19 protein-coding genes are annotated in these 24,463 nt (G+C 65.7%); 7 read left to right on the forward strand and 12 right to left on the reverse strand.

Features of this window, described 5'->3' with window-relative positions; translation table 11 throughout:
• Nucleotides 1-128: 128 nt before the first annotated feature.
• Nucleotides 129-821 carry a GntR family transcriptional regulator gene (locus tag BRSPCE3_RS05740; protein WP_244064760.1) on the forward strand — a complete coding sequence of 231 codons (693 nt, stop codon included), beginning with the start codon at nt 129-131 and terminating at the stop codon, nt 819-821.
• A gap of 34 nt (nt 822-855) precedes the next feature.
• Nucleotides 856-1,425 carry an invasion associated locus B family protein gene (locus BRSPCE3_RS05745; protein WP_244064761.1) on the forward strand — a complete coding sequence of 190 codons (570 nt, stop codon included), beginning with the start codon at nt 856-858 and terminating at the stop codon, nt 1,423-1,425.
• Here the strand turns inward: BRSPCE3_RS05745 and BRSPCE3_RS05750 are convergent, their stop codons facing one another.
• Complete coding sequence (locus tag BRSPCE3_RS05750) at nt 1,426-2,247, reverse strand: NAD(P)-dependent oxidoreductase (protein ID WP_244064763.1); 822 nt, start codon at nt 2,245-2,247, stop codon at nt 1,426-1,428.
• 113 nt (nt 2,248-2,360) lie between these two features.
• On the opposite strand from BRSPCE3_RS05750, the gene BRSPCE3_RS05755 reads away from it, so the two are divergent.
• Nucleotides 2,361-3,323, forward strand: coding sequence for an SMP-30/gluconolactonase/LRE family protein (locus BRSPCE3_RS05755; protein WP_244064764.1), 963 nt, complete (start codon nt 2,361-2,363; stop codon nt 3,321-3,323).
• A gap of 133 nt (nt 3,324-3,456) precedes the next feature.
• On the opposite strand, the gene BRSPCE3_RS05760 is transcribed toward BRSPCE3_RS05755, so the two are convergent.
• Nucleotides 3,457-4,890, reverse strand: coding sequence for an aldehyde dehydrogenase family protein (locus BRSPCE3_RS05760; protein WP_244064765.1), 1,434 nt, complete (start codon nt 4,888-4,890; stop codon nt 3,457-3,459).
• Nucleotides 4,891-5,217: 327 nt separating this feature from the next.
• Nucleotides 5,218-7,584 carry a transketolase gene (locus tag BRSPCE3_RS05765; protein WP_244064767.1) on the reverse strand — a complete coding sequence of 789 codons (2,367 nt, stop codon included), beginning with the start codon at nt 7,582-7,584 and terminating at the stop codon, nt 5,218-5,220.
• Nucleotides 7,585-7,727: 143 nt separating this feature from the next.
• Between BRSPCE3_RS05765 and BRSPCE3_RS05770 the strand changes: the two genes are divergently transcribed.
• Together BRSPCE3_RS05770 and BRSPCE3_RS35990 are read left to right on the forward strand one after the other, a co-directional pair.
• Nucleotides 7,728-8,189: an Lrp/AsnC family transcriptional regulator gene (locus BRSPCE3_RS05770; RefSeq protein ID WP_016841346.1), complete on the forward strand. Its 462-nt coding sequence runs from the start codon at nt 7,728-7,730 to the stop codon at nt 8,187-8,189.
• Nucleotides 8,190-8,521: 332 nt separating this feature from the next.
• Nucleotides 8,522-10,150, forward strand: a complete 1,629-nt coding sequence (locus BRSPCE3_RS35990) for a Spy/CpxP family protein refolding chaperone (RefSeq protein WP_283843080.1) — start codon at nt 8,522-8,524, stop codon at nt 10,148-10,150.
• A 29-nt stretch (nt 10,151-10,179) separates the two neighbouring features.
• Here BRSPCE3_RS35990 and BRSPCE3_RS05780 read toward each other — a convergent pair whose 3' ends face one another.
• Both BRSPCE3_RS05780 and BRSPCE3_RS05785 read right to left on the reverse strand, forming a co-directional pair.
• Complete coding sequence (locus tag BRSPCE3_RS05780) at nt 10,180-10,488, reverse strand: hypothetical protein (RefSeq protein WP_244064768.1); 309 nt, start codon at nt 10,486-10,488, stop codon at nt 10,180-10,182.
• A 74-nt stretch (nt 10,489-10,562) separates the two neighbouring features.
• Complete coding sequence (locus BRSPCE3_RS05785) at nt 10,563-11,735, reverse strand: fumarylacetoacetate hydrolase family protein (RefSeq protein WP_244064770.1); 1,173 nt, start codon at nt 11,733-11,735, stop codon at nt 10,563-10,565.
• Nucleotides 11,736-11,881: 146 nt separating this feature from the next.
• On the opposite strand from BRSPCE3_RS05785, the gene ppk2 reads away from it, so the two are divergent.
• Both ppk2 and BRSPCE3_RS05795 read left to right on the forward strand, forming a co-directional pair.
• Entirely contained in the window at nt 11,882-12,829 is a 948-nt protein-coding gene (gene ppk2 / locus BRSPCE3_RS05790; protein WP_244064771.1) for a polyphosphate kinase 2, read from the forward strand.
• Between the two features lie 144 nt (nt 12,830-12,973).
• On the forward strand, nt 12,974-13,849 hold the full coding sequence (locus tag BRSPCE3_RS05795; RefSeq protein ID WP_244064774.1) for a transporter substrate-binding domain-containing protein: 876 nt from the start codon (nt 12,974-12,976) through the stop codon (nt 13,847-13,849).
• 430 nt (nt 13,850-14,279) lie between these two features.
• On the opposite strand, the gene BRSPCE3_RS05800 is transcribed toward BRSPCE3_RS05795, so the two are convergent.
• From BRSPCE3_RS05800 to BRSPCE3_RS05830, 7 genes are all read right to left on the reverse strand, one after another.
• A complete protein-coding gene (locus BRSPCE3_RS05800; RefSeq protein WP_244064775.1) occupies nt 14,280-14,948 on the reverse strand; it encodes an amino acid ABC transporter permease in 669 nt (222 codons plus the stop codon).
• A gap of 64 nt (nt 14,949-15,012) precedes the next feature.
• On the reverse strand, nt 15,013-16,272 hold the full coding sequence (locus BRSPCE3_RS05805) for an FAD-binding oxidoreductase (RefSeq protein ID WP_244064777.1): 1,260 nt from the start codon (nt 16,270-16,272) through the stop codon (nt 15,013-15,015).
• Nucleotides 16,273-16,276: 4 nt separating this feature from the next.
• Entirely contained in the window at nt 16,277-17,035 is a 759-nt protein-coding gene (locus BRSPCE3_RS05810) for an SDR family NAD(P)-dependent oxidoreductase (protein WP_244064779.1), read from the reverse strand.
• A 77-nt stretch (nt 17,036-17,112) separates the two neighbouring features.
• Nucleotides 17,113-18,195 carry a zinc-binding dehydrogenase gene (locus BRSPCE3_RS05815; protein ID WP_244064780.1) on the reverse strand — a complete coding sequence of 361 codons (1,083 nt, stop codon included), beginning with the start codon at nt 18,193-18,195 and terminating at the stop codon, nt 17,113-17,115.
• A gap of 119 nt (nt 18,196-18,314) precedes the next feature.
• Entirely contained in the window at nt 18,315-22,100 is a 3,786-nt protein-coding gene (locus BRSPCE3_RS05820) for an autotransporter domain-containing protein (RefSeq protein WP_375709869.1), read from the reverse strand.
• A gap of 242 nt (nt 22,101-22,342) precedes the next feature.
• Nucleotides 22,343-23,335, reverse strand: coding sequence for a DMT family transporter (locus tag BRSPCE3_RS05825; RefSeq protein ID WP_244064783.1), 993 nt, complete (start codon nt 23,333-23,335; stop codon nt 22,343-22,345).
• A 270-nt stretch (nt 23,336-23,605) separates the two neighbouring features.
• On the reverse strand, nt 23,606-24,445 hold the full coding sequence (locus tag BRSPCE3_RS05830; RefSeq protein ID WP_244064785.1) for an aldo/keto reductase: 840 nt from the start codon (nt 24,443-24,445) through the stop codon (nt 23,606-23,608).
• Nucleotides 24,446-24,463: the final 18 nt, after the last annotated feature.

Genomic DNA, 24,463 nt, shown 5'->3' on the forward strand with positions numbered 1-24,463 from the left:
CGGAATTATTGTCAATATGAGATAATCTGACGCGGCAGCGGGGCTGCTCTGCGGCAAAATCGCCCCCATTATTGACAATGGCCCTGGCGTCATGCTGACCTCCGGCGTCGATCCGAAGCCGAGGGCGCATGACAGCCGAGCCCACATTGCCCGAACTCCAGACCCTCTCGCGTGAGGAGGAACAGGCGGAGGTGATCCGCCGGATGGAGGAGGACATCATCTTCGGCCGCTTCGCGCCCGGCCTGCGGCTGGTCGAGGATACCCTGATGCAGCGCTACGGCGCGAGCCGGCATTTCGTCCGCCAGGCGCTGTTCCAGCTCGAGCGCCAGGGCATCGTGCTGCGCGAGAAGAATGTCGGCGCCACGGTGCGGTTCTATTCGGCTGAGGAAGTGCGGCAGATTTACGAGGTGCGCGAGATGCTGACGCGCCAGGCCGCGCTGATGATTGCCCTGCCCGCGCCGGACGGCCTGATCGAGCAATTGAGCGAGCTGCAACGGCATTACTGCCTCAAGGCCGACGCGCAGGACATGCGCGGCATCCACGAGACCAACGATGCGTTCCACCTCGCGCTGTTCTCCGCGTGCGGCAATCCCTACCTGGTCCGCTCGCTGCAGGACTACATGAACCTGACGCTGCCGATGCGCGCCAAGAACCTCGCCGACCGCGAAGGCCTTGCGCTGTCGCGCCGCCAGCACGAATTGATGATCGAACTGCTGAAGGGCCGCGACAGCTGGGCGCTGGCGCAGCTCTGCGTCGATCACATGCAGTACAGCAAGGCGGACTATCTCGTCCGCATCTCCAACGACAAAAAGCCGCAATAGCGCGATACGCGGCCCCCTCGTGAAGGAGACGGCGATGCGCTATGTGGCCTTGTTGATCGGATCGTTCGCCGTGCAGCCTGTGCTCGGCGGAATTGCTGAGGCGGCCGATCAGCGCGCCACCGAGCTCACCTACGAGCCCTGGAGCAAGACTTGCCTGACTGAGGCGAGTTGCTTCGTCGCGGCGTCCGCGCGCGGCCAGTGCGTGCCGTCGGGCGGCACCATCAGCATCTCGCCGCAGACCAGCACGCGCGCGCTGCTCACCGCCAATGTCGGCACGCGGACCATGCTGGAAGGCACGATCAGCCTCAAGATCGATCAGGACGAGCCGATGCAGATCGCGAGGACGCACTGCTACACGCTTGGCTGCGGCGGCACGCTGGAGGCCAATGGCGAGCTGATCGAACGGCTGAAGCACGCGCAGACGATCGCGGTGGAAGCCAAGAACCTGACCGGGCAGAAGATCAGCCTCAGCTTCCCGCTCAGCCACTTTTCCCAGACCTATGACGGGCCCGGAAGCTCACCCAAGGCTTCCGGGAAGAGCGCGAACGAGCCGCAGCGCGAGCACACCGAGGCGGTGAAGCAGCTGCCGCAGTGCGACGACTGATCACTTCTTCCAGTCGATCACCCTCGTCCGGTCGCCGTCGAACTCCATGCTGCAGAACGTGCCGCCCTGGTAGTAATCGCCGACCGGATCCGGCGGCAGCTTGGCCTGCTCGGCCATCGCATGCTCGCGGAAGTCTTCGCCACGCCCGGTCGGGCGATAGCCGAGATCGTAGGCGCGGTGATTGTCCCACCACGAGCGCTCGTTGTAGGAGGCGCCGTACAGCACCTCGAAATGGATGTCCGGGTGCTCCAGCCCGATGCGGCAGAGCTGAACCAGGTCTTCCGGCTTGAGCCAGATCGAGAGCCTGCGGTGATCGAGCGGCGCCTCGCCGAAATTGCCGATCCGGATGCAGGTCACCTTGATGCCGTGCTTGTCGGCATAGAGCGCGCCGACGCCCTCGCCGAACACCTTGCTGACCCCGTAACGGCTGTCCGGCCGCGCGGTGACGTCGGTGCCGATGCGGTGATGGCGCGGATAGAAGCCGACCGCGTGATTGGACGAGGCGAAGATCACGCGCTTGACGCCCTGCTTGCGCGCCGCCTCGAACAGATTGTAGCCGCCGATGATGTTGGCCTGCAGGATCGCGTCCCACGAGCCTTCGACCGAATAGCCGCCGAAATGCAGGATGCCGTCGACGCCTTCGCAGATCGCCTCGACCTGTGCGAGGTCGGCAAGATCGGCGGCCTTGAATGTCTCGTCGCTGCGGAGATCGGAGGGCGGCTTGATGTCGCTCAGCAAGAGGTCCGGATAGATCGGCGGCAGCAGCTTGCGCAGGCTTGTTCCGATTCCCCCCGATGCGCCGGTCATCAATATGCGTGGCATGCCGTCCCTCGTCTTTCCTGTTTGCTGCAGCCGAATTGCGGTCGCTGGCCGACAATGATAGCAAACCATGCGCTCAAGGAAACACCATCGAAACACAACAACGAGAACAGCAAATGTCCGATGTTCATTCCGCCGGCTGGCGTCCCGCGACCTGTTACCCCGATCCCGCAATCCACGCGCTCGATCCGCGCTTCGAGAAGTACTGGCTAAAACTCTCCGCCGTTGAGCGCATCGCCACCGGCCTGCGCTGGGCCGAAGGTCCGGTGTGGTTCGGCGACGGCCGCTATCTCCTGTGCAGCGACATCCCGAACCAGCGCATCCTCAAATGGGAAGAAGAGACCGGCGCGGTGAGCATCTTCCGCAAGCCGTCGAACTTCGCCAACGGCAACACCCGCGACCGCCAGGGCCGGCTGATCACCTGCGAGCATGGCGGCCGCCGCGTGGTGCGCACCGAATATGACGGATCGATTACGGTGCTGATCGACAGCTTCGGCGGCAAGCGGCTGAACTCGCCGAACGACGTCGTGGTGAAATCCGACGGTTCGATCTGGTTCACCGATCCGACCTTCGGCCTGCTCGGCAATTACGAGGGCTACAAGGCCGATCCGGAGATCGAGCCCAATGTCTACCGGTTCGATCCCGAAACCGGCAAGGCCAGCATCGTCGCCGAGGGCGTGCTCGGCCCGAACGGGCTGTGCTTCTCGCCGGACGAGAAGATCCTCTACGTCGTGGAATCGCGCGGCGAGCCGAACCGCAAGATCCTGGCCTATGACGTCGCAGCCGACGGCAAGACGATCTCCAACAAGCGCGTGTTCATCGATGCCGGCCGCGGCACGCCGGACGGCATGCGCTGCGACATCGACGGCAATCTGTGGTGCGGTTGGGGCATGGGCGATCCCGAGCTCGACGGCGTCGTGGTGTTCGCGCCCGACGGTGTCATGATCGGCCGCATCGCGCTGCCGGAGCGCTGCGCCAACCTCGCCTTCGGCGGCGTCAAGCGCAACCGCCTGTTCATGGCGGCGAGCCAGTCGATCTATGCGCTCTACGTCAACACCCAGGGCGCGCTCGGGGGTTAGTTTTCGTCGTCCCGGCCTAGTGCGCAATTGCGCACGGGGGGCCGGGACGACGATGAGTAAGCATCCTCCAAAATGCCTGACGCCGGAGCGGTGACCCGCCCCGGCGCCAGTATTTCGTCTCTCGCAGTTCGGCTTACGCGGCGTTGTAGCCGGCGACCGCCTTGGCCTCGAGATATTCCTCCAGTCCGTAGCGGCCCCACTCGCGGCCGTTGCCGGACTGCTTGTAGCCACCGAACGGTGCGGTGCGCTCGTTCGGCACGCCCTGCAGGTTGACGTTGCCGGCGCGGATCTGGCGGCCGACGCGGCGCGCGGTTTCCACGCTGTCGGCCGAGACGTAACCGGCGAGACCATAGGGCGTGTCGTTGGCGATCTTCACCGCTTCGGCTTCGTCCTTGGCGCCGAGAATGGTCAGCACCGGTCCGAAGATTTCCTCGCGGGCAATCGTCATGTCGTTGGTGACGTCGGCGAAGATGGTCGGACGGACATAGAAGCCCTTGTTGACGCCCTCGGGCAAGCCCGGACCGCCGGCGACGAGCGTTGCGCCCTCATCGATGCCCTTCTGGATCAGCGCCTGGATCTTGTCCCACTGACCGCGGTTGACCACCGGGCCGATCGTGGTGCCGTCAGCACGCGGATCGCCGGCCTTGGTCTTGTCGGCGACGCCCTTCGCGATCGCGGCCACTTCCTTCATCTTGGAGAGCGGCACGATCATGCGCGACGGCGCGTTGCAGGACTGGCCCGAGTTGTTGAACATGTGCATCACGCCGCCGGTCACCGCCTTGGCGAGATCGGCGCCGTCGAGGATCACGTTCGGCGACTTGCCGCCCAGCTCCTGGCTGACGCGCTTGACGGTCGGCGCCGCACGCTTGGCGACGTCGACGCCGGCGCGGGTCGAGCCGGTGAACGAGATCATGTCGATGTCCGGGTGCTCGCTCATCGCAGCACCCACCTCCGGGCCGAGGCCGTTGAGGAGGTTGAACACGCCCTTCGGCACGCCGGCTTCATGGAGGATTTCCGCGAAGATCAGCGCCGAGGTCGGGGTGAACTCCGACGGCTTCAGGATCATGGTGCAGCCGGCGGCGAGCGCGGGCGCAACCTTACAGGCGATCTGGTTGAGCGGCCAGTTCCAGGGCGTGATCATGCCGACGACACCGACCGGCTCGCGCACGATCACGGCGGTGCCCATGGTCTCCTCGAACTCGTACTTCTTGAGCACTTCGAGGGTGTTCATGAGGTGGCCGAGGCCGGCGCCGGCCTGCAGCTTCTCGGCCATCGGCAGCGGCGCGCCCATCTCGTCGGAGACGGCAGCGCCGATCTCCTTCATGCGGCCCTTGTAGACCTCGACGACCTTGGTGAGCAGCGCGATGCGCTCCTCGCGGCTGGTCTTCGAATAGCTCTCGAACGCGCGCTTGGCGGCGGCGACTGCCTTGTCGACATCGGCCTTGGAGCCGAGCGCAATCTCATACATCGCTTCTTCAGTCGCCGGATTGACGACGGGGGTGGACTTGCCTTTGACGACCGGATCGACCCAGGCGCCGTCGATGTAGAATTGCATGCGATTGACCATCGGAAACCTCTTGTAGGGGGCGTATGGATAAGGGGAACGGAAAGCGTTCGGCAGGCATCCTTGCACGAAAGCAGGGCGAATTGAACCCGCCATATGCGGGGCGCGGCTCGTGCACGCCCACGGGATATAAGGTCGCCATCACGCGAGTGACAAGACTTCTTCACCCTCCCCTGGAGGGGGAGGGTCGACGCGAATGCAATGAGCGGCGGGGTGGGGTGCCGGTCTCTCCTCATCCAGCAGTACCCGAGTGGAGAGATCACCCCACCCCGTTGCGCATTCCGCTGCGCTTCATGCGCAACGACCCTCCCCCTCCAGGGGAGGGTGAAACTACACCGCCATCTTGCGGTGCCGCACCGGGGCGCCGGCCGAGACGCTTTCCGCCGCATCGATGATGGCGTTGGCGTCGATGCCGTAGTGGCGGTAGAGGTCGCCGATCGTGCCGGTCTGGCCGAAATGCTCGACGCCGAGCGCCTCGAGGCGGTGGCCGCGCACGCTGCCGAGCCAGCCGAGCGCGGCTGGATGGCCGTCGATCACGGTCACAATGCCGCAGTCGCGGCCGAGCGGTGCCAGCATGCGCTCGATATGACTCAAATGCTGCGCGCCGCGGCGGTCGCGACGCAAATTCCGCGCCGCGGACCAACCGGCATAGAGCCGGTCGGCCGAGGTTACCGCCAGCAGACCGACATCGCGGTGGCTCTCGCCGATCAGGCCGACCGCCTCGATCGCCTCCGGCGCGACGGTGCCGGTATACGCGATCACGATGTCGCAGTTCGGGCCCGGCTTGCGCATCCAGTAGGCGCCCTCGGTGATGTCGCGCTGCAGGTCGGGAGTCATGATCCGTTGCGGCTGCTCCAGCGTCCGGGTCGAGAGTCGCAGGTAAACCGAACCACCCTCGGCGCCCTCGCGCTGCATGTGGCCAAAGCCCCAGCCCATGATCACGGCAAGTTCATCGACGAAGGCCGGATCGAACGAGGCGAGCCCATCCTGCCCTATGCCGATCAAGGGCGTCTTGATCGACTGATGCGCGCCGCCTTCCGGCGCCAGCGAGATGCCGGACGGCGTCGCCGCCACCATGAAGCGCGCATCCTGGTAGCAGGCATAGTTCAGCGCATCGAGGCCGCGCTCGATGAAAGGATCGTACAGCGTGCCGACCGGCAACAGCCGCGCGCCATTGATCTGCTGCGACAGGCCGAGTGCCGACAGCATGATGAACAGATTCATCTCGGCGATGCCGAGCTCGAGATGCTGTCCCTTCGGTGAATATTCCCAGGTGTAGGCCGACGGGATCTTCTCCTGCCGGAACAGGTCATGGTTCTCCGCCTTGGCGAACAGGCCGCGGCGGTTGACCCAGGCGCCGAGATTGGTCGACACGGTGACATCAGGCGACACGGTGACGATGCGCGAGGCAAGCTCGCTGTCGCCGCGCGCGAGCTCATGCAGCACGAGACCAAAGCCCTGCTGCGTCGACATCTGCGCGGAGGCCTTGAAGGCCAGCCGCTCCGGCACCTCGATTTCCGGCGCCGAGAGGCGGCGACGGCCCTCGCGGTTGAACGGCGCCTCGGCCAGGAACGCCTCAAGCTTGGCAGGCTCCTGCGACAGGCCCTCGAACTTGTCCCATTCGTGGCCCGGGCGGATGTTCTGCGCGGCGCGCCACTTCTCCATCTGCGCGACCGTCATCAGGCCGGCGTGATTGTCCTTGTGGCCCTGCATCGGCAGGCCGACGCCCTTGATGGTGTAGGCGATGAAGCAGACCGGCCGATCATGGTCGATCGCCTCGAACGCCTCGATCATGCTCGCCATGTCGTGGCCGCCGAGATTCGACATCAGCGCCAGCAACTCGTCGTCGCTGCGGCGATCAATCAGCGCCGACACCTCGCCCTGATCGCCGATGTCGTCGCGCAGATGCTTGCGGAATGCCGCACCGCCCTGGAAGCACAGCGCCGCGTACATCTGGTTCGGACAATTGTCGATCCAGCGCTTGAGTGCTTCGCCGCCGGGCTCGGCGAACGCCTCGAGCATCAGCTTGCCGTACTTCACGATCACCACGTCCCAGCCGAAATTGCGGAACATGGTCTCGAACTTGGCCCACAGCCCCTCGCGCACCACGGCGTCGAGCGACTGGCGGTTATAGTCGACCACCCACCAGGTGTTGCGCAGGCCGTGCTTCCAGCCCTCGAGCAGCGCCTCGAAGATATTGCCCTCGTCCATCTCGGCGTCGCCGACCAGCGCGATCATGCGGCCTTCGGGCCGGTCGCCCATCCAGCCATGCGCCTTGACGTAGTCCTGCACCAGCGAGGCGAACAGCGTCTGGGCCACGCCGAGCCCGACCGAACCGGTCGAGAAGTCGACGTCGTCGACATCCTTGGTGCGCGAGGGATAGGACTGCGCGCCCTTGTAGCCGCGGAAATTCTCGAGCTTGTCGCGGGTCTGGTGGCCGAACAGATACTGGATCGCGTGAAACACCGGGCTCGCATGCGGCTTGACCGCGACGCGGTCCTGCGGCCGCAGCACCGAGAAATAAAGCGCCGACATGATGTTCGCGAGCGAGGCCGACGAGGCCTGGTGGCCGCCGACCTTGAGGCCGTCGGTCGAGGGCCGCACATGGTTGGCGTGATGGATGGTCCACGACGACAGCCACAGCACCTTGCGGGCCAAGGCTGCGAGCATGTCGAGGCGTTCAGGCGCAATACCCATGGCGATGTTTCCTGGCGAGGCTCCGGGCGGTATTCCCGATGTTACTGCTGCGGCGGCCGCCGAAAATCTCAATTCCGCGCGACAGCGCAGGAAAAATTGGGATAAATTCCCACGATCCGGCCTCAACTGACGAGTTCATCCCAATGCCTGCCCTCGATGCCATCGACCGCAAGATCCTGTCCCTGCTCCAGACCGACAGCCGCATGACCATGCAAGAGCTCGCCGACAAGGTCGGGCTGTCGGTGTCGCCCTGCCACCGCCGGGTCAAGCTGCTCGAGGAGCGCGGCGTGATCTCCCGTTACATCGCGACCGTCGACCAGAAGTCGATCGGACTGCATGTCTCGGTCTTCATCTCGATCAAGCTGGCGCGGCAGAAGGAGGAAGACCTCAACCGCTTCGCGCGCGCGATCTCCAAATGGGACGAGGTGCTCGAGTGCTATCTGATGACCGGCAACCGCGACTATCTGTTGCGCGTCGTCGCCGCAGACCTCTCCTCCTATGAGGCATTCCTGAAGAACAAGCTGACCCGGCTCGACGGCATCGCCTCGATCGAGTCGAGCTTCGCGCTGAGCCAGGTGAAGTATTCGACGGCGCTGCCGGTGTAGGGTGGTGGTTGCCTGCACCTGAATGGTGCCATCGGTCGCGCCAAAATATGCACCGTCGTCCCGGCGAAGGCCGGGACCCACAACCCCAAATCCAAATTGTTGCGCGAAGCTGGAACGACGAGTCCCTCTCACAACAGCTGCAGCGGCGTATGGATCCCGGCTTTCGCCGGGACGACACCGAATATGTGGTTCGGCCGGTGGGTCGCACGGCGGACGTTCTCGCTGCGAGATCGCTGCAAATTAAATCATTGCAATGAACATCCCCGCTGGAACCCGGCGGCGGCGTGCGATGTTGTCGTCAGGCATCACTGAGTATCCGGAGGGTGACACCCATGCTGACGGCCGCCCGCAGCAAATACGCCGTGTTGGCGTTCGCCGCGATCATCGCGGTGGCGGCGTCGACAGCGCTGTTCGCAGGTCGTGCCGATGCCGCTCGCGGCGGCGGAGGCCATGGCGGCGGAGGTGGCGGTCATGGCGGTGGCGGCTTCCATGGTGGTGGCGGCGGATTTCATGGTGGCGGCGGTTTCCACGGTGGCGGCGGATTTCGCGGTGGCGGAGGTGGGTTTCATGGCGGCGGGTTTCACGCCAGCGCTCCGCGCGGCGGCGGCTTTCACACCATTCGTCCCGCAGCAAGAGCCGGGGCGAGGCCCGGCGGCGGCTCAGCCGCACGCCATTCCCAATTCCGTCCCGCCGCGCGCACCGCGCCGAGCGTAGCCGCCGGTCGAGCCGGTCGAGTTGCCGCCTCACCCGCCGCGATGCGGCACAATGCGAACGTCGTCGGACGCTCGCTGGCCTCGCGCCAGATCAGGACCGCAATGGGCAGACCGGGCGGGCTGCGCAACCCGATGACGCGCGCGGCCATCACGACAGCCGCCGCCGGAGCCGCGTTGGGCTATCGCAATGGCGATGGATGGTGGCGTCATGCGAATGGCGGCTATGGCTGGGTCGGCCCGGTGTTCTGGCCCTACGCCTATTACGATCTCTATGATTACACCTGGTGGGGCGCGGGCTATGATCCGTACTTCTGGGATTACGGCTACAACGATCTCTATGCCGGCCTGTTCGGTCCGTACGACTATGATGCGTTGAGCGGCTATGCCTTTTACCTGCCCGGCTATGCCGGTCCCCGGCCGCCGAGCACGGGCCGATCGCGCACCGGCCAGGCAGCCACCCTTGCCGACATGTGCGGCAGCGACCGAAGCGACATCGCGGGCTTCCCGATCGAGCAATTCCGCAGCGCCATTCAGCCCAATACGGAGCAAAGCGCGGCGCTCGACGACCTCGCCGGCACATCGCAGAAGGCGTCCGCGACGATTCTTGATTCATGTCCCAAGGACGTGCCGCTGACCGCACCGAGCCGCCTCGCCGCGATGCAGCAGCGCCTGCAGGCGATGCGCGACGCGGTCGGCATCCTGCAACCGGCGCTCGAGAAGTTCTATGGATTGTTGACCGACGATCAGAAGGCGAAGGTGACTGCGCTGGTGGCGGATCAGCACCGCGGCCAGCGCGAGGCAGCGCCGGACAACGCCAACTGCAACGCGGCGCAGCCTGCCGCCATCGCATGGCCCGGCGACGTCATCGAACGCAGTGTCAAGCCAACCGACGCGCAGCGGGCGAGCCTCGACGCCTTGCGGGATGCGGCGACAAAGGCCGAGGACACCTTGAAATCGTCCTGCCCGCCCGCCGAGGCGCGCACGCCACCGGCACGCCTTGCGGCGGTCGAAGCACGACTCGACACGATGCTGCAGGCGATCGGCACGGTGCGCCCGGCGCTGGACACCTTCTACGCCGCCCTGAGCGACGAGCAGAAGGCCGCGTTCGACGCGGTCGGCCCCGAGCGAAACGGCGGCAGGACCACGATGGCCGCGAGCAACGAGGAACCTCCGCGAGGCCGTCATCGCCGCCACCACCATCATGGTCCGAATATCGGAGGCATGATCTTCCGGATGATCGGCCTGTAAGGCACGTCATCGCCGCGCACCCGCGGCAGCTATGGCGCGATCCAGATGCCCATCACGATGATCACCAGTGCGACGGCGATCACCAGCACGTCCGTCGTGAGCCAATCGGGCATTCCATTTGATGGCTGCTCGCTCATGTCCGCGACTCCTTCTGTTCGCGTCGAGCCAACATGCTGAAACGGATCGGCGCGAACAAGGATGAACTGGTTCACATAACGGCGCGACAAGCGGTCGCTCCGAATTTCGCGCATCTGCGCGCGCACAAGTTGCGGCATGCGATTGATCTGCCGCCCAGGTTTCTGAACATGTTCGACAACGAAGGCGGCAGCAGCGAACACTAGCACATCATCGCGCCGCGCGCAGCAAGCGAGCGCGGATCAGCGCGAGCCGTCCGCCCCGCCAATGCCCTTCCTCACAGCACCTTGCGCTGCGCCAGATTCTTCATCAGCGCGCCAACGCCGAAGGTCCAGGGCTCGCATTCGTCGCTGCCCCGCATGCGGTTGACGAGCTTGCCGAGCTGCGGCGCATCGATGGTGACGATGTCGTCGCGCTTGTGCGTGAAGCCCTCGCCCTTGGCGTCGCGGTCCTTCACCGGCGCGAACATGGTGCCGAGGAACAGCGCAAAGCCGTCGGGATATTGATGCACGGGCCCGATCGTCTGCGCCACAAGATCGGTCGGATCGCGGCTGATCTTGGAGATCGAGGAATGGCCTTCGAGCACGAAGCCGTCGGCACCCTTCACCGTGAGGCCGACATCCATCTTCCTGACGTCGTCGAGCGAGAAGGTCGCATCGAACAGCCGCAGCAGCGGGCCGATCGCGCAGGAGGCGTTGTTGTCCTTGGCCTTCGACAGCAAGAGCGCTGAGCGGCCCTCGAAGTCGCGCAGGTTGACGTCGTTGCCGAGCGCCGCGCCGACGATCTTGCCGGCGCCGGAGACGATCAGCACGACCTCCGGCTCCGGATTGTTCCAGGTCGATTTCGGATGCAGCCCGGCATCCATGCCGGTGCCGACCGAGGACAGCGTCGGCGCCTTGGTGAACACCTCGGCGTCGGGGCCGATGCCGACCTCCAGATACTGGCTCCAGGCGTTCTGGTCGATCAGCACCTGCTTCAGCCGCATCGCCTGCTCGGAGCCAGGCTTCAGCTTGGAGAGATCGTCGCCGACCAGGCGCACCACCTCCTTGCGGATCGCGTCCGCCGACGACGGGTTGCCGCGCGCCCGCTCCTCGATCACGCGCTCCAGCATCGAGATCGCGAAGGTGACGCCGGCGGCCTTCAGCACCTGGAGGTCGACCGGCGCGAGCAGATGCGGTCTGGCCTTGTCGCGGTTATCGGGCGGCGTGTTGGCAAGAATGGCCTCGAAATCGCCGATCCGCTCGCCCTTGGTCGCACGCAGCGCCGCCGCGGGATCGGCCTCCTCGCACAGCGCGCTTACGGTCGGGAAGCGCGCGGTGATGTCGAATACACCGTCGCCCCGCACCGCGACCACGGCCGGCCCACCCGCCTGCGGCAGCCAGACCCGTCCGACCAGCGTGCCGGCGGTGCCGTCCTGCGGCAGGACGTCTTTTGGCGTGAGCGAAATCATCAGCGACTCCCTTTGGTTTTGTCGGCGCTTGTTAGCACAGTCCGCCCGGCGGCGTGAAACAGCGGTCATGACATTGTCATAGAGGGGTAACATCGCCCGTCAATGCTGCCGTCCGATCCATCTAACACACTGAAAGACGGACCTTCATGACGACCTCCGCCCTCACCGACGAAGCCGCCCGGGACGAAGCCTTGCGCGACGAGGCACTGCGCGCCCGCATCCATCAGGAGATGGCCGACAGCCTCGACGAGGAACTCGAGCTCGAGCTCGACGATATGAGGCTCGACGAGCTCGATCACGACGGAGCCGCCGGCAAGCCGTCGATCGACCGCAAGTTCTACTTCCGCGAATTGCTGCGGCTGCAGGGCGAGCTGGTCAAGCTGCAGGACTGGGTGCAGCACGAGAAGAAGAAGGTCGTGGTGCTGTTCGAGGGCCGCGATTCCGCCGGCAAGGGCGGCGTCATCAAGCGCATCACCCAGCGGCTCAACCCGCGCGTCTGCCGGATCGCGGCGCTGCCGGCGCCGAATGAGCGCGAACGCACGCAATGGTACTTCCAGCGCTATGTCTCGCATCTGCCGGCCGGCGGCGAGATCGTGCTGTTCGACCGCAGCTGGTACAACCGCGCCGGCGTCGAGAAGGTGATGGGGTTCTGCAACGACGAGCAGTATGAGGAGTTCTTCAACTCGGTGCCCGAATTCGAGCGGATGCTGATCCGCTCCGGCACCATCCTCTTGAAATACTGGTTCTCGATCACCGACGACGAGCAGGCGTTCCGCTTCTCGATGCGGATCCAGGATCCGCTGAAGCAGTGGAAGCTGAGCCCGATGGACGTCGAGGCGCGGACCCGCTGGGAGCTCTACACCAAGGCCAAGGAGACGATGCTGGAGCGCACTCATCTGCCCGACTCGCCGTGGTGGATCGTCGATGCCGTCGACAAGAAGCGCGCCCGGCTCAACTGCATCTCGCATTTCCTGAGCCAGATCCCCTACCAGGCGGTCACCCACCAGCCGGTGGTGCTGCCGCCGCGGGTGCGCAACCCCGACTATCACCGCGGCCCGATCCCGCCGGAGATGTACGTGCCGGGACGGTATTGATCGAACTGCACCACCTCTCCCCGCCCTTCGTCGCGGGGAGAGGTGAAGAGCTGGGCACCTCGCCTACCAATGGCGCAGGCGCGCGGACTTGCTGGCATCGGATACCGACGCTAGGCTTCCCCGATCTGGTGCAGGGAGGCCCGCTTGACTCAATCCGACGACATCAAAATTTCCGAAGAACGCCGTGACGCGCTGCGCTATGCACTCGGGATCGGCGGCGGCGCGGCGCTCGCGGCCGCGATGGCCACCCCGGCCTCGGCGCAGACCGCCGACAACACGCTGGACCGCATCCGCGCCAACAAGGTGCTGCGGATCGCGGTGCTGCCGGGCGAGCTGCCCTATTTCAACAAGGACCTCGCCACCGGCACCTGGTCCGGCTTCTCGATCGAGATGGCCAACGACCTCGCCAAGCTGCTCGACGTCAAGCTGGAATATGTCGAGTCGACCTATGGCAATTCGATTCTCGATCTGCAGGCCAACAAGATCGATCTCGGCTTTGCGCTCAACCCGACGCCGCAGCGCGCGCTGGTGGTGGACTTCACCAATCTGGTGTTCCCGCATCCGTTCGGCGCGATGCTGAAGAAGGGGCTGGAGGCCAAGACCTGGGCCGACATCAACAAGCCCGAGGTCAAGATCGCGGTCGACGTCGGCTCGGCCAACGAGGCGGTGGCGCGGCGCTTTGCGCCGAACGCCACCATCAAGTCGCTGAAGTCGCGCGACGAGGTGATGCTGGAGATGTCCTCGGGCCGCGTCGATTGCGTGGTCAACGCGCTGGTGCTCGGGCTGACCGCGATCGCCAAGAACCCGAACCTCGGCACCTACAAGATCCTGGCCTCGCCCTCGGTGACGATCGCGAGCGGCATGGCGGTGCGGCGCGAGCAGGACAAGCGCTGGCGCGATTTCCTGTCGGTGTGGGTCGACTACAACCGCGGCATCGGCCAGATGCGCGAATGGTTCGTCAAGGGCCTCGGCCTCGCCGGCGTCAAGGCGGAGGACGTGCCGGTGGAGCTGAATATCTGACGTGAAGCTCCCTAACCTCTCCCCGCCTGCGGCACTTGCGGGGGGAGGCGTTACCAAAATATCGAAAACAACCCCATGCAAAGTAGCCGGCGGTGGCCGGCGTTCGACGAGGCGACTTGACACGTCGGGCAACTCAGGGGTATTCTTCTAATATTCAGAAATCCGGCAGACCTACGCTCGCCCACGGGCGTGGGGTATTGCGTGTTTGCGTAACCGACGTTTCCGCGTCCTCATGCCCGGCAGGCATATGCGATAGCCCTGCCGCCTGGAGAGATCGGATCGCATCGAAGATCCGATCCGGGTGAGAGGCAAAGCACATTGCTCAACAAGCACCGAACTGCTCGCCGGATAGAAGCCCCTCACCCCGACCCTCCAAGAGCAAGCTTCGCTTGTCTCGACCCCGCAAGAGCGGGACGAGGGAGAAGAAAGATCACACCTTGTCGTAGGTCAGCCCGCGCTCCAGCCGGCGCGCCACCAGCGTCGACGGGAACAGAATGGCAAAATAGATCAGCGCCACGATGGTGTAGACCTCGAGCGGCCGGTAGGTGTCGGCGTTGATCAGGGTCGCGTTGTAGACCAGGTCGGGCACCGCGATGATCGAGACCAGCGAGGTGTTCTTCAGCTGCGTCACCGACTGGTTGACATAGGGCGCCATCATCGGCTTCAGCGCCTGCGGCAGGATCACGAGCCGCATCAGATGCCAGCCGCGGAGGCCGAGCGCCTTGGCGGCATCCCACTGCCCGACCGGCACGCTCTCGATCGAGCCGCGCACGATCTCGGCATAGAACGCGCCGCCATAGAGCGAGAGCACACTGACGGCCGCGACATGCGCCGGGATGTTGACCCCGATCACCACCGGAAACGCGTAGTAGAACCAGATGATCTGCACCAGCAGCGGCGTGCAGCGGAATAGCTCGATATAGGCGATCAGCAGCCAGTCGATCACGGGAATGCGGCGCAGCCGCAGCATGCCGACGATCAGGCCGATCAAGGTCCCCAGGATGATGGTGCCGATCGTGTAGGCCATGGTCCAGCCGAGCCCGAGCCAGAACAGATGGCTGTACTTGGCGAGGATGCCGAAATCCCAGACGTAGTTCATCCTGCCCCTCGGTTGCCGCGCGTGACGCACCCGACTCCCAGCATCGCAGGCGGCCTCGCGTGTGTCACGCGATATACCGGTCCGGCGAAAATGCCTTGACGTCGAATGGCGGCGCAGCACCTGCGATCATCGCCGCAACCGCGGCACCCGTTCCGGGGCCGGTGGTGAAGCCGATATGCTGGTTGCCGAAGGCGAGCCAGAGCCCGCGATGCCGTGGCGCCGGCCCGATCATCGGCAGGCTGTCGGGCAACGTCGGCCGCGCGCCGCGCCAGCGCTCGCCGACCGCGTCGCCGAACTCGACCACGCCGCGCGCCATCGGCACCACGAAATCGAGCTGCGCATCATTCGACGGCGCGTCGCGCGCGGTGAGCTCGACGCCGCTGGTGACGCGAATGCCCTGCTCCATCGGCGTCATCAGAAAGCTGCCTTCCGCGTCATGGATCGGGCGCAGCAATTTGCGTGCCGGGTTCGGCACGAAATGCTGGTGATAGCCGCGCTCGAACGCCAGCGGCACGCGATAGCCGAGCGGCCGCAGCAATTCGGCCGCCCACGGCCCGAGTGCGACCACGACATGGCGCGCGGCGATCTCGCCGTCGGCAAGGTGCACGTGCCAGCCGTCGTTCTGTTGCTCGATCCGCCGGATCTCGGATTGCCGCACCGTGCCGCCGCTGGCAGCGAGCATCTGCGCATAGGCCTTCACCACCGCGCCGGGTGAATCGACCGATGCCGTCTGGCTGTGCAGCAGGCCGACACGATAGACAGGAATGATGTTGGGCTCGAGCGCCGAGATCGCCTGGCGATCGAGCACCTCGCTCTTGATGCCGAATTCGGCGAGCGCCGCCTGCTCGGCCCTGGCGGTCGAGAGCCCATCGCCGCGCCAGGCCTTGAGCCAGCCGGTCTCGCGGATGCGATGGCCGGCGCCGGCCTGCACGATCCAGTCGCGATGCAGCGTCAGCGACGTTCCGATCAGGCCGTGCAGCGCGGCGGCGCGCGGCCTGGTCTGCGACGGTGTCGCCGCGGCGAGGAAGCGGATCACCCAGCCGGCATTGGCGAGCGCCCAGGGAAGATTCCAACGCAGCGCCGGATGCGTGTTGGTGAGATATTTCGGCAGGTTCTTCAGCAGCGACGGCGTATTGAGCGGCAGGATCGAGCCGGACGAGATGATGCCGGCATTGCCGTAGGAGGTCTCGCTGCCGGGCTCGCGGCGGTCGACGATGACGACGGACAATCCGCGCTGCCGCGCGGCGAGGCCGGCTGAGACGCCGACCATGCCGGCGCCGAGCACGACGACATCAGCCTGTTGTACCGGCACGCCCTCGCTCATGCCGTCACATCAAGGTCAGGCCGCCATCGACCGGCAGCGTGGCGCCGGTGAGATGGCCCGCGTCCGGCGACAGCAGGAACGCGACCACGGCGGCGACCTCGTCGGGCTCGGCCAGCCGCTGCATCGGATTGGCTTTTGCCACGCGCTCCCAGGTCGCGGTATCAAGCGCGCCGAACAAGCCGGAATCCTTGCGGGTGTAGCCGGGCATCACGGCGTTGGCGGTGGCGCCGGACGCGGCGAGCTCGATCGCGAGCGACTTGACCAGCACTTCGAGCGCGGCCTTGGCCGCGGCCGATCCCGGATAGGTGGCGCCAGGCACGAAGCGATGCGGCCCGAAGCTCGAGACCGCGACGACGCGGCTCCGCGCGCTGCGCATCAGGTCGGGCAGCGCCGCGGCCGCGATTTCATGGAAGGCCGCCGCCATCACCGCGAAGGCGCGCTCCAGCGCTTCGCGCGGCAGGCTGGCAAATTCGCGGCGGTCGGCAAAGCCCGCGGCGTGCACGATCGCATCGATCGGCCCGAATGCAGCGCGCGCGGCCTCGACCAGCGTGGTCCCCGCGCCGGCCGCGGCAAGATCGCCGGTCGCGACCGCGACCTTCGCGCCATTGCTGCGGCACTCCTCCGCAACCGAGTTCAGCCGCGCGAGACCTGCGGCATCAGTGCCCTGCCCGTGCAGCATCAGGGATTGATCGGGGCCGGCGAGCCGGCGTGCAACCGCCGCGCCGATGCCGGAGCCGCCTCCCGTGATGATTGAAACGCGCATGCGGTGGATGCTTTCAGAGGACAGCGAACTATAGGTTCGGTGTCACGAAATGCAAACCGCGCTACGCCGGCGTCAGCTCACCGCCACGGCTCGACCAGGATCTTGGTGTGCGCCTCGGGATTGGCGAGATCGGCAAAGGCCTGCGCGACGCCGTCGATGCCGACACGGCCGGTGACCAGCGAGGCGGCATCAACCTGGCCTTCCGCGATCAGGCGCAGCGAATAGGCGAACTCCTCCGGCGTGTAGCCGAGCACGTACTGGACGTTGAGCTCCTTGATGATGCCGAGCATCGGCTCGGACTTGTCGGTCTCCATGCAGACGCCGACCACGACGACGCGGGCGCCGCGCGGCGCGCCCTCGAACACCTGCTGCAACACGCCGGGCACGCCGACGCATTCAAAGATCAGCGCGGGCTTCAGCGGCGGCAGCAGCGCCTGCATCGGCGGCCGCGCCGCCTTCTCCGCCTCGGTCATCTGGGCGTGCTCGGCCCAGCTCGCATAGGGCTGTGTCCTGGCTGGATCGACCACGACATCGGCGCCCATCTTCTCGGCGAGCAGGCGCCGCGCCGGCGAGTAATCGGCAGCGACGATCGGGCCGAGCCCCTTGATCTTCAGCGCGGCGATCACCGCGAGCCCGACCGGCCCGCAACCGATCACCAGCGGCACCTCGCCACCTTTGATATTGGCCATTGCCACCGCGTGCACGCCGACCGCGAGCGGCTCGGTGAGCGCGGCGTGCTCGGCGGCAAGGCCGTTCGGCACTTCGAGCAACAGCGGCTCGCTGAGCAGCATCTGCTCGGCATAGGCGCCGGCATATTCGTTGGAATAGCCGATGCCCTTCGGACCCTCCGGCGTCAGCAGCGCCGGCAGCGAGCAGACGCGCGTGCCGGGCTTCAGCTTGCGCGTGGTGCCCGGGCCGTAATCGAGGATCTCGCAGCAGAACTCATGGCCGAACACGACGTCGCGCGACAGATCCATCGGCGTGCGGCCGGGCAGGAACTTGCTCAGCTCCACCATGCGGTGGGCGTGCTTGCGTGCGTGCAGGTCGGACCCGCAGATGCCGCAGGCGAGCGATTTGACCAGCACCTGGCCGGCGCCCGGCTTCGGCTCCGGCATCTGGTCGACGACAATCTCGCCGTTTCTGAAGATCGCTGCGCGCATGTTCCCTCCCGCGTGGGTTTGGTCCCACTCATTTTGATGCGTATTTCGTCTCGCGAAATACACTGTCGCGGATCAGGTCCGGGACACGCTTTCGCTGCGCGAGGCTATAGCACGGAGGGTCACCACGTATAGCGCATAACGCCTTTGCCGGCGTAGGACTGGCTGACGTTGGAGAATTCGCCCTCGAAGGTCGCGGCCGCCGACCACCCGCCCCGCCACTTCATCTCGAGCGAGGCCGTCGTCAACGCGGAGTCGCTGGCCTGCGCCGCACCGTTGACCACGAAGGCCGCGCCCGGCAGCGTCTGGAACACGGCAGCGGCGCTGCGATCTGGGTTGAAGTCGTGCGCCCAGGCGACGCGGCCGCGCAGAGTCACGAGACCGCTGTCGACTGCAAAGGATTTGTCGGAGCGCAGGCCGAGTTCGCTCCTGACGTCGGTGACGCTCTTCGCCGCATAATTCAGCGCGAAGGCGCCGCCGCCGGAAACCACGCTTTCCGCATAGCTCGGCAGCTCGAAGCTGGTGAACTGCGCCGCCGCGTAAGGCGTCAGCCCGATCCAGGGTGTCGCGGTGCGATAGCCACCCTCGAGCCGGCCCGACCAGGCGTTGGCATTGAAGTTGGCGCGCAGATGATCGGCGCCCGCGGCGGTGACGATGCGATCGGTGGTGATGTCCTGCCAGCCATAGGCGAGCGCTGCGCTCACATACGCCGCGCCGACGGTGTGGCGGACGAACGCGCCGGCCTGGAACAGATCCGAGCGGCCCCAGCCGAGACCGTTGACGCTGAAGCTGGTGGCGCCGCCGGCCAGCGCAAAGCCGGCGATGGTATTCGGTGACAAACGATAGTCCGCGCCGGCCGCGGTGCCATAGAGGCTGCTGCTGGTGTTGTTGGAGCCCAGCACCGCATTGCCGCTGGTGGTCTGCGAGCCGCCATAGCCCGCCGCCCACACGCTCCAGCGCTGCTCGAAGTCGAGCTGACGCGGTGGCGCCTTGGCATAGATCGCGGCCAACGCATCGCGCGGCTCGGTCTTGCGCGCCGCGGTGGCGAGCGAAGCGCCCTCCTCGGCAAACGGCGTGGCGCTTGCGCCACCATCGGCAGCGCCATCGCGTCCGGCGACGAACGGGTCCGTCAACAGGCCGAGGAACAGTCCCATCGCGTTGAACGTCGCCTGCTGCGAGCCGGTTGCTCCCTCGCCCGACACCTGCGTCAGGCCGTTCGGCGACAGCCCGGCAAAGGCCGCGCCAATGCCGCCATTGGCGTTGAAGAAGTTCTGCAGCGTGGTGGCGACGTTGCTCTGGTTGATGTTGAGCGTCGATTTCGCGCCGTAATCGAGCGCGAAATTGAGATAAGCGTTGTTCGTGTCGTAGCCGAGCGTCGCCACGAGATTGGACGGCAGCCCGGTTGAATCGACCCCGGCAAACGTTCCGCTGCGGCCGCCGACCGCGGTCAGGATGGTGTACTGCTTGGCAATCGTGCTGCCGGCTGTGGCGCTGACGCCGACCGAACCCGCCAGCGTCGCGGTGCCCGTCACCTTGGCGTAGGTCGACGCCGTCGAGCTGATGCTCACCAGATACAGCGCTCCGGACTGGAACGCGAGATTGCCTCCCACGGTCAAATAGGAGCCGGGCGTCGCATTGCCGGGCAGCAGGATGCCGCCGCTCGCGATCGTCGTGTTGCCGACGGTGCCGATGCCGGAAAGTGTGCCGCCGGCATTCACGGTGGTGAGGTACGACGACGCGATCCCGCCGTCGACCTGCAGAACGCCACCATTGACCGTGGTGGTGCCCGAATAGGTATTGAAGCCCGACAGCGTCAGCGTGCCGCTGCCGGTCTTCTCCAGATTGCCTTCCGCGAGCGAGCCGCAGCCACACGGCTTGAACTCGGAGATCACGCCGCTGACATTGGTCGAGAGATTGTTGCCGCCGACGGTAAGCGTAACGCCGCCACCGATGTAGTAGGAACCCGACCCTGCGATCGAACCTGCCGTGATGCGCCCGTCGCCGTTCGGCCCAACGCCAGCACCGAAGTCAACATAGCCGGTTCCCTGCGTAATGAACTGCGCGGTGCCGCCTGTCGAATTGCCGGAAATGAGAACGTGGGCGCCGCTCTCGGTCGTGATGGTGGCGTTGCCCGCCGTCGAATAGGCCTGAAAGATCAGCATGCCGCCGGAACGGTTGGTGATGTTCGCGTTACCGGCAGTCGGCGCATCCACACCAACGCTGAACCCACCGAAAATGGTTACACCGCTGTTGTCGATCGTCGCGTTCGCCGCAGTGCTGTGCTGGACAAAGCCGAGAGCACCATTGGCTTCCGTAATAATCGTCGCCGACGCGGCCGACGAGAATTCGAAGAACTGGGTCAAACCGCTATCGCGATTGATGATGGTCGCCTGGCCCGCATCGGTATGGCCGAGGAACACTGCGTTGCCGCCGCTATGGTTGTCGATCACGGCCTTGCCGGCCGTGCTGGTGTCGGTGCCGCCGGGAAGACCAAGCGCGTCGCCGAACACCACGGCGCCGCCAGTGCTGTTGGTGAACGTGGCATTGCCGGCGGAACTGGCATCGCGGAAGATCGTGAACGCACCGTTGGTATTGCTCACGGTCGCGTTGCCCGCGGTGCTGCTGTCGCGAAACTCCGTGAGGCCGAAATTCTGGTTGATGATGGTCGCCGTCGACGCCGTCGTGGAATTGTAGAACGTCGTGGTGGCAATTCCGTTGAAGCCGTCGTTGACGATCTTGGTGATTCCAGCCGTGTTGGCATTGACGATGTCGAGCTTGCCGTCGACGGCGACCTCGCCGACGATCGAGGCGGTGTGGCCGGCGTCGCCGAGCTGCAGCGTCGCGCAATCGCAGATCGAAGTGCCGCCGGTATAGGTGTTGGTGCCCAACAGCACCACGCGGCCGAGACCGCCCGAATTATCCAGCACCGTCAGCTTGCCGGGGCCGTTGCCGTCGGCGATGTTGCCGGCGATCGTGAGCGTCACGCCGTTGGCGTCGATCGCGCTGCCGATCGCCGATGCGTTGATCTTGAAATTGTTGCCGAAGGTCAGGTTGCCGAGGCCATCGGCCTGGAACACGGCATTGTCGAGCGTGACCGCGCCTGACCCGACCGACTTGTTGTTGGTGACGACAACGGTGGTATCGACCACCTGCGTGCCGCCGCTGTAGGTGTTCGCACCCGAGAGCTGGACGTTGGAGAACCCCGAGGCGGACGAATCGATCAGGCGCAGCACACCGCCGCCGGCGCCGTCGGCGATCACGCCCTGGAGATTGACCTGGGCACCGTTCGCATCGACCGTGCCGCCGGCCGCGTTGACCGCGATGCTGTTGGAGAAGGCGATGGTCGATACGGTCGGCGACTGCATCTGGAAGGTGCCGCCGTTGAGCGTGATGGTGCCGGTGCCGACCGAATCCGCATTGGTCGCCTGCACGGTGCCGGCCGAAATCAGCGTGCCGCCGGCGTAGCTGTTGGCGCCTGCGAGCACCAGCGTGCTGTTGCCGAGCTGTTGCACCATCACGCCGGGCGCAAGCCCGTGGATGCTGGCGCTGATGGTGATGGTCTGGCCGCTGTTGGCCCGGTTGATCAGGCCGCCGCTCGGCCCCGTCAGGGCGAAGATAACCGGATTGCCGCTGATCGTGTACGACTGCGAATTGGCGGTGAAAGTCCAGGAGTCCGGCAGCATCGGACCGCCGATCGTGACCGTCGGCGATCCCGTCGAATCGAAAATCGCGGATTGGCTCGGGAGGATCGGCGGCGCGCCGGCCGACGTCGTCGACCAGTTGCTCGGCAGCTGGTAGTCGGGGCTGCTCGTCGTGCTGCCGCTGCCGCCCCAGGTGTAGCTCTGGGCCTGTGCCGAACTGCACGGCAACAGGCACGCAGCCGCCGAGACGCAGACTGCGGAAGCCAGCACACCGCGAAACCGCTGACCAAACGAGAAAAACGACCAACCAAAATGCACGTGTACGGCCCCCAAACGCTCTACGGCGCTCTTGGGGCGAGATTAGCATGCAGCCAAACGCGCGATTGCCGATTGTTTCCGAAATCCTTCGATTCAGCTTCCCGAGATCGAAATTTCGACCCGACTGTTGTACACGCGCAACGCTAGCGGAGGTTGGTTTCGCAACCGGCGCACGATTCTCGGTACCCGGGTCAGGCGTTCGGCGAAGGCTCGTTGGCCACGGCCAGCAACTGCGACCGCCTGACGCGCTCGCGATGCGCGGTGTAGAGGCCCGAGGCGACGATGAAGCCGGCGCCGAGGATGGTCCAGCTGTCGGGCACTTCGCCGAAGATCAGGAAGCCGAGGATGCTGACCCACAGCAGCTGCGTGTAGGAGAACGGCGCGAGCACCGAGGCATCGCCATAGCGGAACGCCAGCACCACGATCCACTGTCCGACGGTGGACGCAACGCCGATCAGGATGCCGAACATGATGTCGTGCCAGGTCGGCGTGACCCAGACGAACGGCACCAGCGCGCTGACGATGGCGACGCCGACGATGGACGAATAGGTCATCACCGCGACCGGACGCTCGCTGCCGCTCATCATGCGCGTCAGGATCAGCGTGCCGGCCCAGGCCAGCGCCGAGACGAGCGGAAAGACCGCGGCGGGATGGAAGGCACTGGTGCCCGGCCGCAGGATGATGAACACACCGGCGAGGCCGACCGCGGTCGCGATCCAGCGTCGCATACCGACTTTCTCGCCGAGGAAGGCGATCGACAGCGCGGTGACGAACAGCGGCGAGACGAAGCTCGTCGCCGAGGCCTCGGCGATCGGCAGGAAGCCGAGCCCCGTGATGAAGATCAGGGAAGAACCGAGCAGCGCGGCGCCACGCAGCACGTGCAGGCCGGGGCGGCTGCTGCGCAGCGCGAACAGCGGCGAGCCCGGCAGCATCGCCGGCGTCATGATCATCGCGAACACCAGGAAGCGGATCCAGGCGATCTCGATCGAGGGCAGCGTGGACGACAGATATTTTGCGGTGATGTCGGACGTGCCCAGGAACACCGTCGACAGCAGGATCAGCGCGATGCCCTTGAACGGCCGATCGGTACGGGCCGGCGCCTTGCGCGCTGAAGTGGCTTTTGCGGGCAATGCAAGAGGAACGCTGTCCAGCCTGGCGGCTACGGCGGCGGGGGGCGGTGTCACGGCAATCTCGAAGGCAAAATAAGGGGAATCTGCTGCTGTTACAGAACGCCAATTCCGCCGTGAGAACAATGCCCGAAAACGGGACTCCGATATGCACCAGCGTGCGCGACCGCCCGCCGCAGCCCGCATGCGGCTGCAACTGCAACAGTTTGTTAAGAACTGTGTGGAGTGGAGACGGTGCAGATCTCGACGATATCCGGGGCCCGGATTCTTGTTTGACGCGTTTCCTTCACGCGAACCGGTATCCACTTCGCTTGAAAACGCTCTCGCTTAGAGCATCGGCAGCGAACGCGGCTTCGGCCCGCGCGCGAACGCGTTGTCGAGCGCCGTGAGTTCGTCGCCGCTGAGCTTCAGCGTGCCTGCGGCTGCATTCTCCGCCGCATGGTCCGCATTCGACGCCTTCGGAATCGCGAGCACCGACGGCAGCCGCGTGAGGAAGCTCAGCGCGACCTGGCGCGGCGTCGCCTTGTGCGCCTGCGCGACCTGTTGCAGCACCGTGCCGGCCCTGGTCGACAGTGAGGGGAAATCATTGTGGCCGAACGGCGAATAGGCGACGACCGCAACGCCGTGCTGCTCGCACCACGGAATCACGGCGTGTTCGATGGCGCGCTCCTGCAGATGGTAGAGCACCTGGTTGCAGGCGATCTTGCCCTCACCGGCGACATCGAGCAGTTCGTCGAGATCCTCGGTGTCGAAATTGCTGACGCCCCAGGCGCGGATCTTGCCCGCCGCGATCAATTCGTCGAACGCCGCGACCGTCTCGGCGAGCGGATAAGTTCCGCGCCAGTGCAACAGATAGCAATCGAGCCGGTCGGTCTTCAGCCGCTTCAGCGAGCGCTCGCATGCGGTGATGGTGCCGCGCCGCGAGGCGTTGCTCGGCAGGACCTTCGAGACCAGGAACAGCTCGTCGCGACGGCCGGCGATCGCGTCCGCGATCACGAGCTCGGCGTCGCCGTACATCTCGGCCGTATCGATATGCGTCATGCCGGCATCGATGCCGCGCTTCAACGCAGCGACGGCCGCCTTGCGGTCACCGCGATCGAGATACCAGGTGCCCTGCCCGATCACCGAGACCTGCGGGCCGTTGTTGCCGAATTTTTTTGTCTGCACGATCGCCTCGTTCTGCGT

The sequence above is a fragment of the Bradyrhizobium sp. Ce-3 genome (assembly GCF_022835695.1).
Classification (GTDB): Bacteria; Pseudomonadota; Alphaproteobacteria; order Rhizobiales; family Xanthobacteraceae; genus Bradyrhizobium.

Excerpts from the sequence above, each read along its gene's own strand:
- BRSPCE3_RS05740 (WP_244064760.1), top strand. The coding sequence starts at position 129 with ATGACAGCCGAGCCCACATTGCCCGAACTCCAGACCCTCTCGCGTGAG.
- BRSPCE3_RS05745 (WP_244064761.1), top strand. The coding sequence starts at position 856 with ATGCGCTATGTGGCCTTGTTGATCGGATCGTTCGCCGTGCAGCCTGTG.
- BRSPCE3_RS05750 (WP_244064763.1), bottom strand. The coding sequence starts at position 2,247 with ATGCCACGCATATTGATGACCGGCGCATCGGGGGGAATCGGAACAAGC.
- BRSPCE3_RS05755 (WP_244064764.1), top strand. The coding sequence starts at position 2,361 with ATGTCCGATGTTCATTCCGCCGGCTGGCGTCCCGCGACCTGTTACCCC.
- BRSPCE3_RS05760 (WP_244064765.1), bottom strand. The coding sequence starts at position 4,890 with ATGGTCAATCGCATGCAATTCTACATCGACGGCGCCTGGGTCGATCCG.
- BRSPCE3_RS05765 (WP_244064767.1), bottom strand. The coding sequence starts at position 7,584 with ATGGGTATTGCGCCTGAACGCCTCGACATGCTCGCAGCCTTGGCCCGC.
- BRSPCE3_RS05770 (WP_016841346.1), top strand. The coding sequence starts at position 7,728 with ATGCCTGCCCTCGATGCCATCGACCGCAAGATCCTGTCCCTGCTCCAG.
- BRSPCE3_RS35990 (WP_283843080.1), top strand. The coding sequence starts at position 8,522 with ATGCTGACGGCCGCCCGCAGCAAATACGCCGTGTTGGCGTTCGCCGCG.
- BRSPCE3_RS05785 (WP_244064770.1), bottom strand. The coding sequence starts at position 11,735 with ATGATTTCGCTCACGCCAAAAGACGTCCTGCCGCAGGACGGCACCGCC.
- ppk2 (WP_244064771.1), top strand. The coding sequence starts at position 11,882 with ATGACGACCTCCGCCCTCACCGACGAAGCCGCCCGGGACGAAGCCTTG.
- BRSPCE3_RS05800 (WP_244064775.1), bottom strand. The coding sequence starts at position 14,948 with ATGAACTACGTCTGGGATTTCGGCATCCTCGCCAAGTACAGCCATCTG.
- BRSPCE3_RS05805 (WP_244064777.1), bottom strand. The coding sequence starts at position 16,272 with ATGAGCGAGGGCGTGCCGGTACAACAGGCTGATGTCGTCGTGCTCGGC.
- BRSPCE3_RS05810 (WP_244064779.1), bottom strand. The coding sequence starts at position 17,035 with ATGCGCGTTTCAATCATCACGGGAGGCGGCTCCGGCATCGGCGCGGCG.
- BRSPCE3_RS05815 (WP_244064780.1), bottom strand. The coding sequence starts at position 18,195 with ATGCGCGCAGCGATCTTCAGAAACGGCGAGATTGTCGTCGACCAGATG.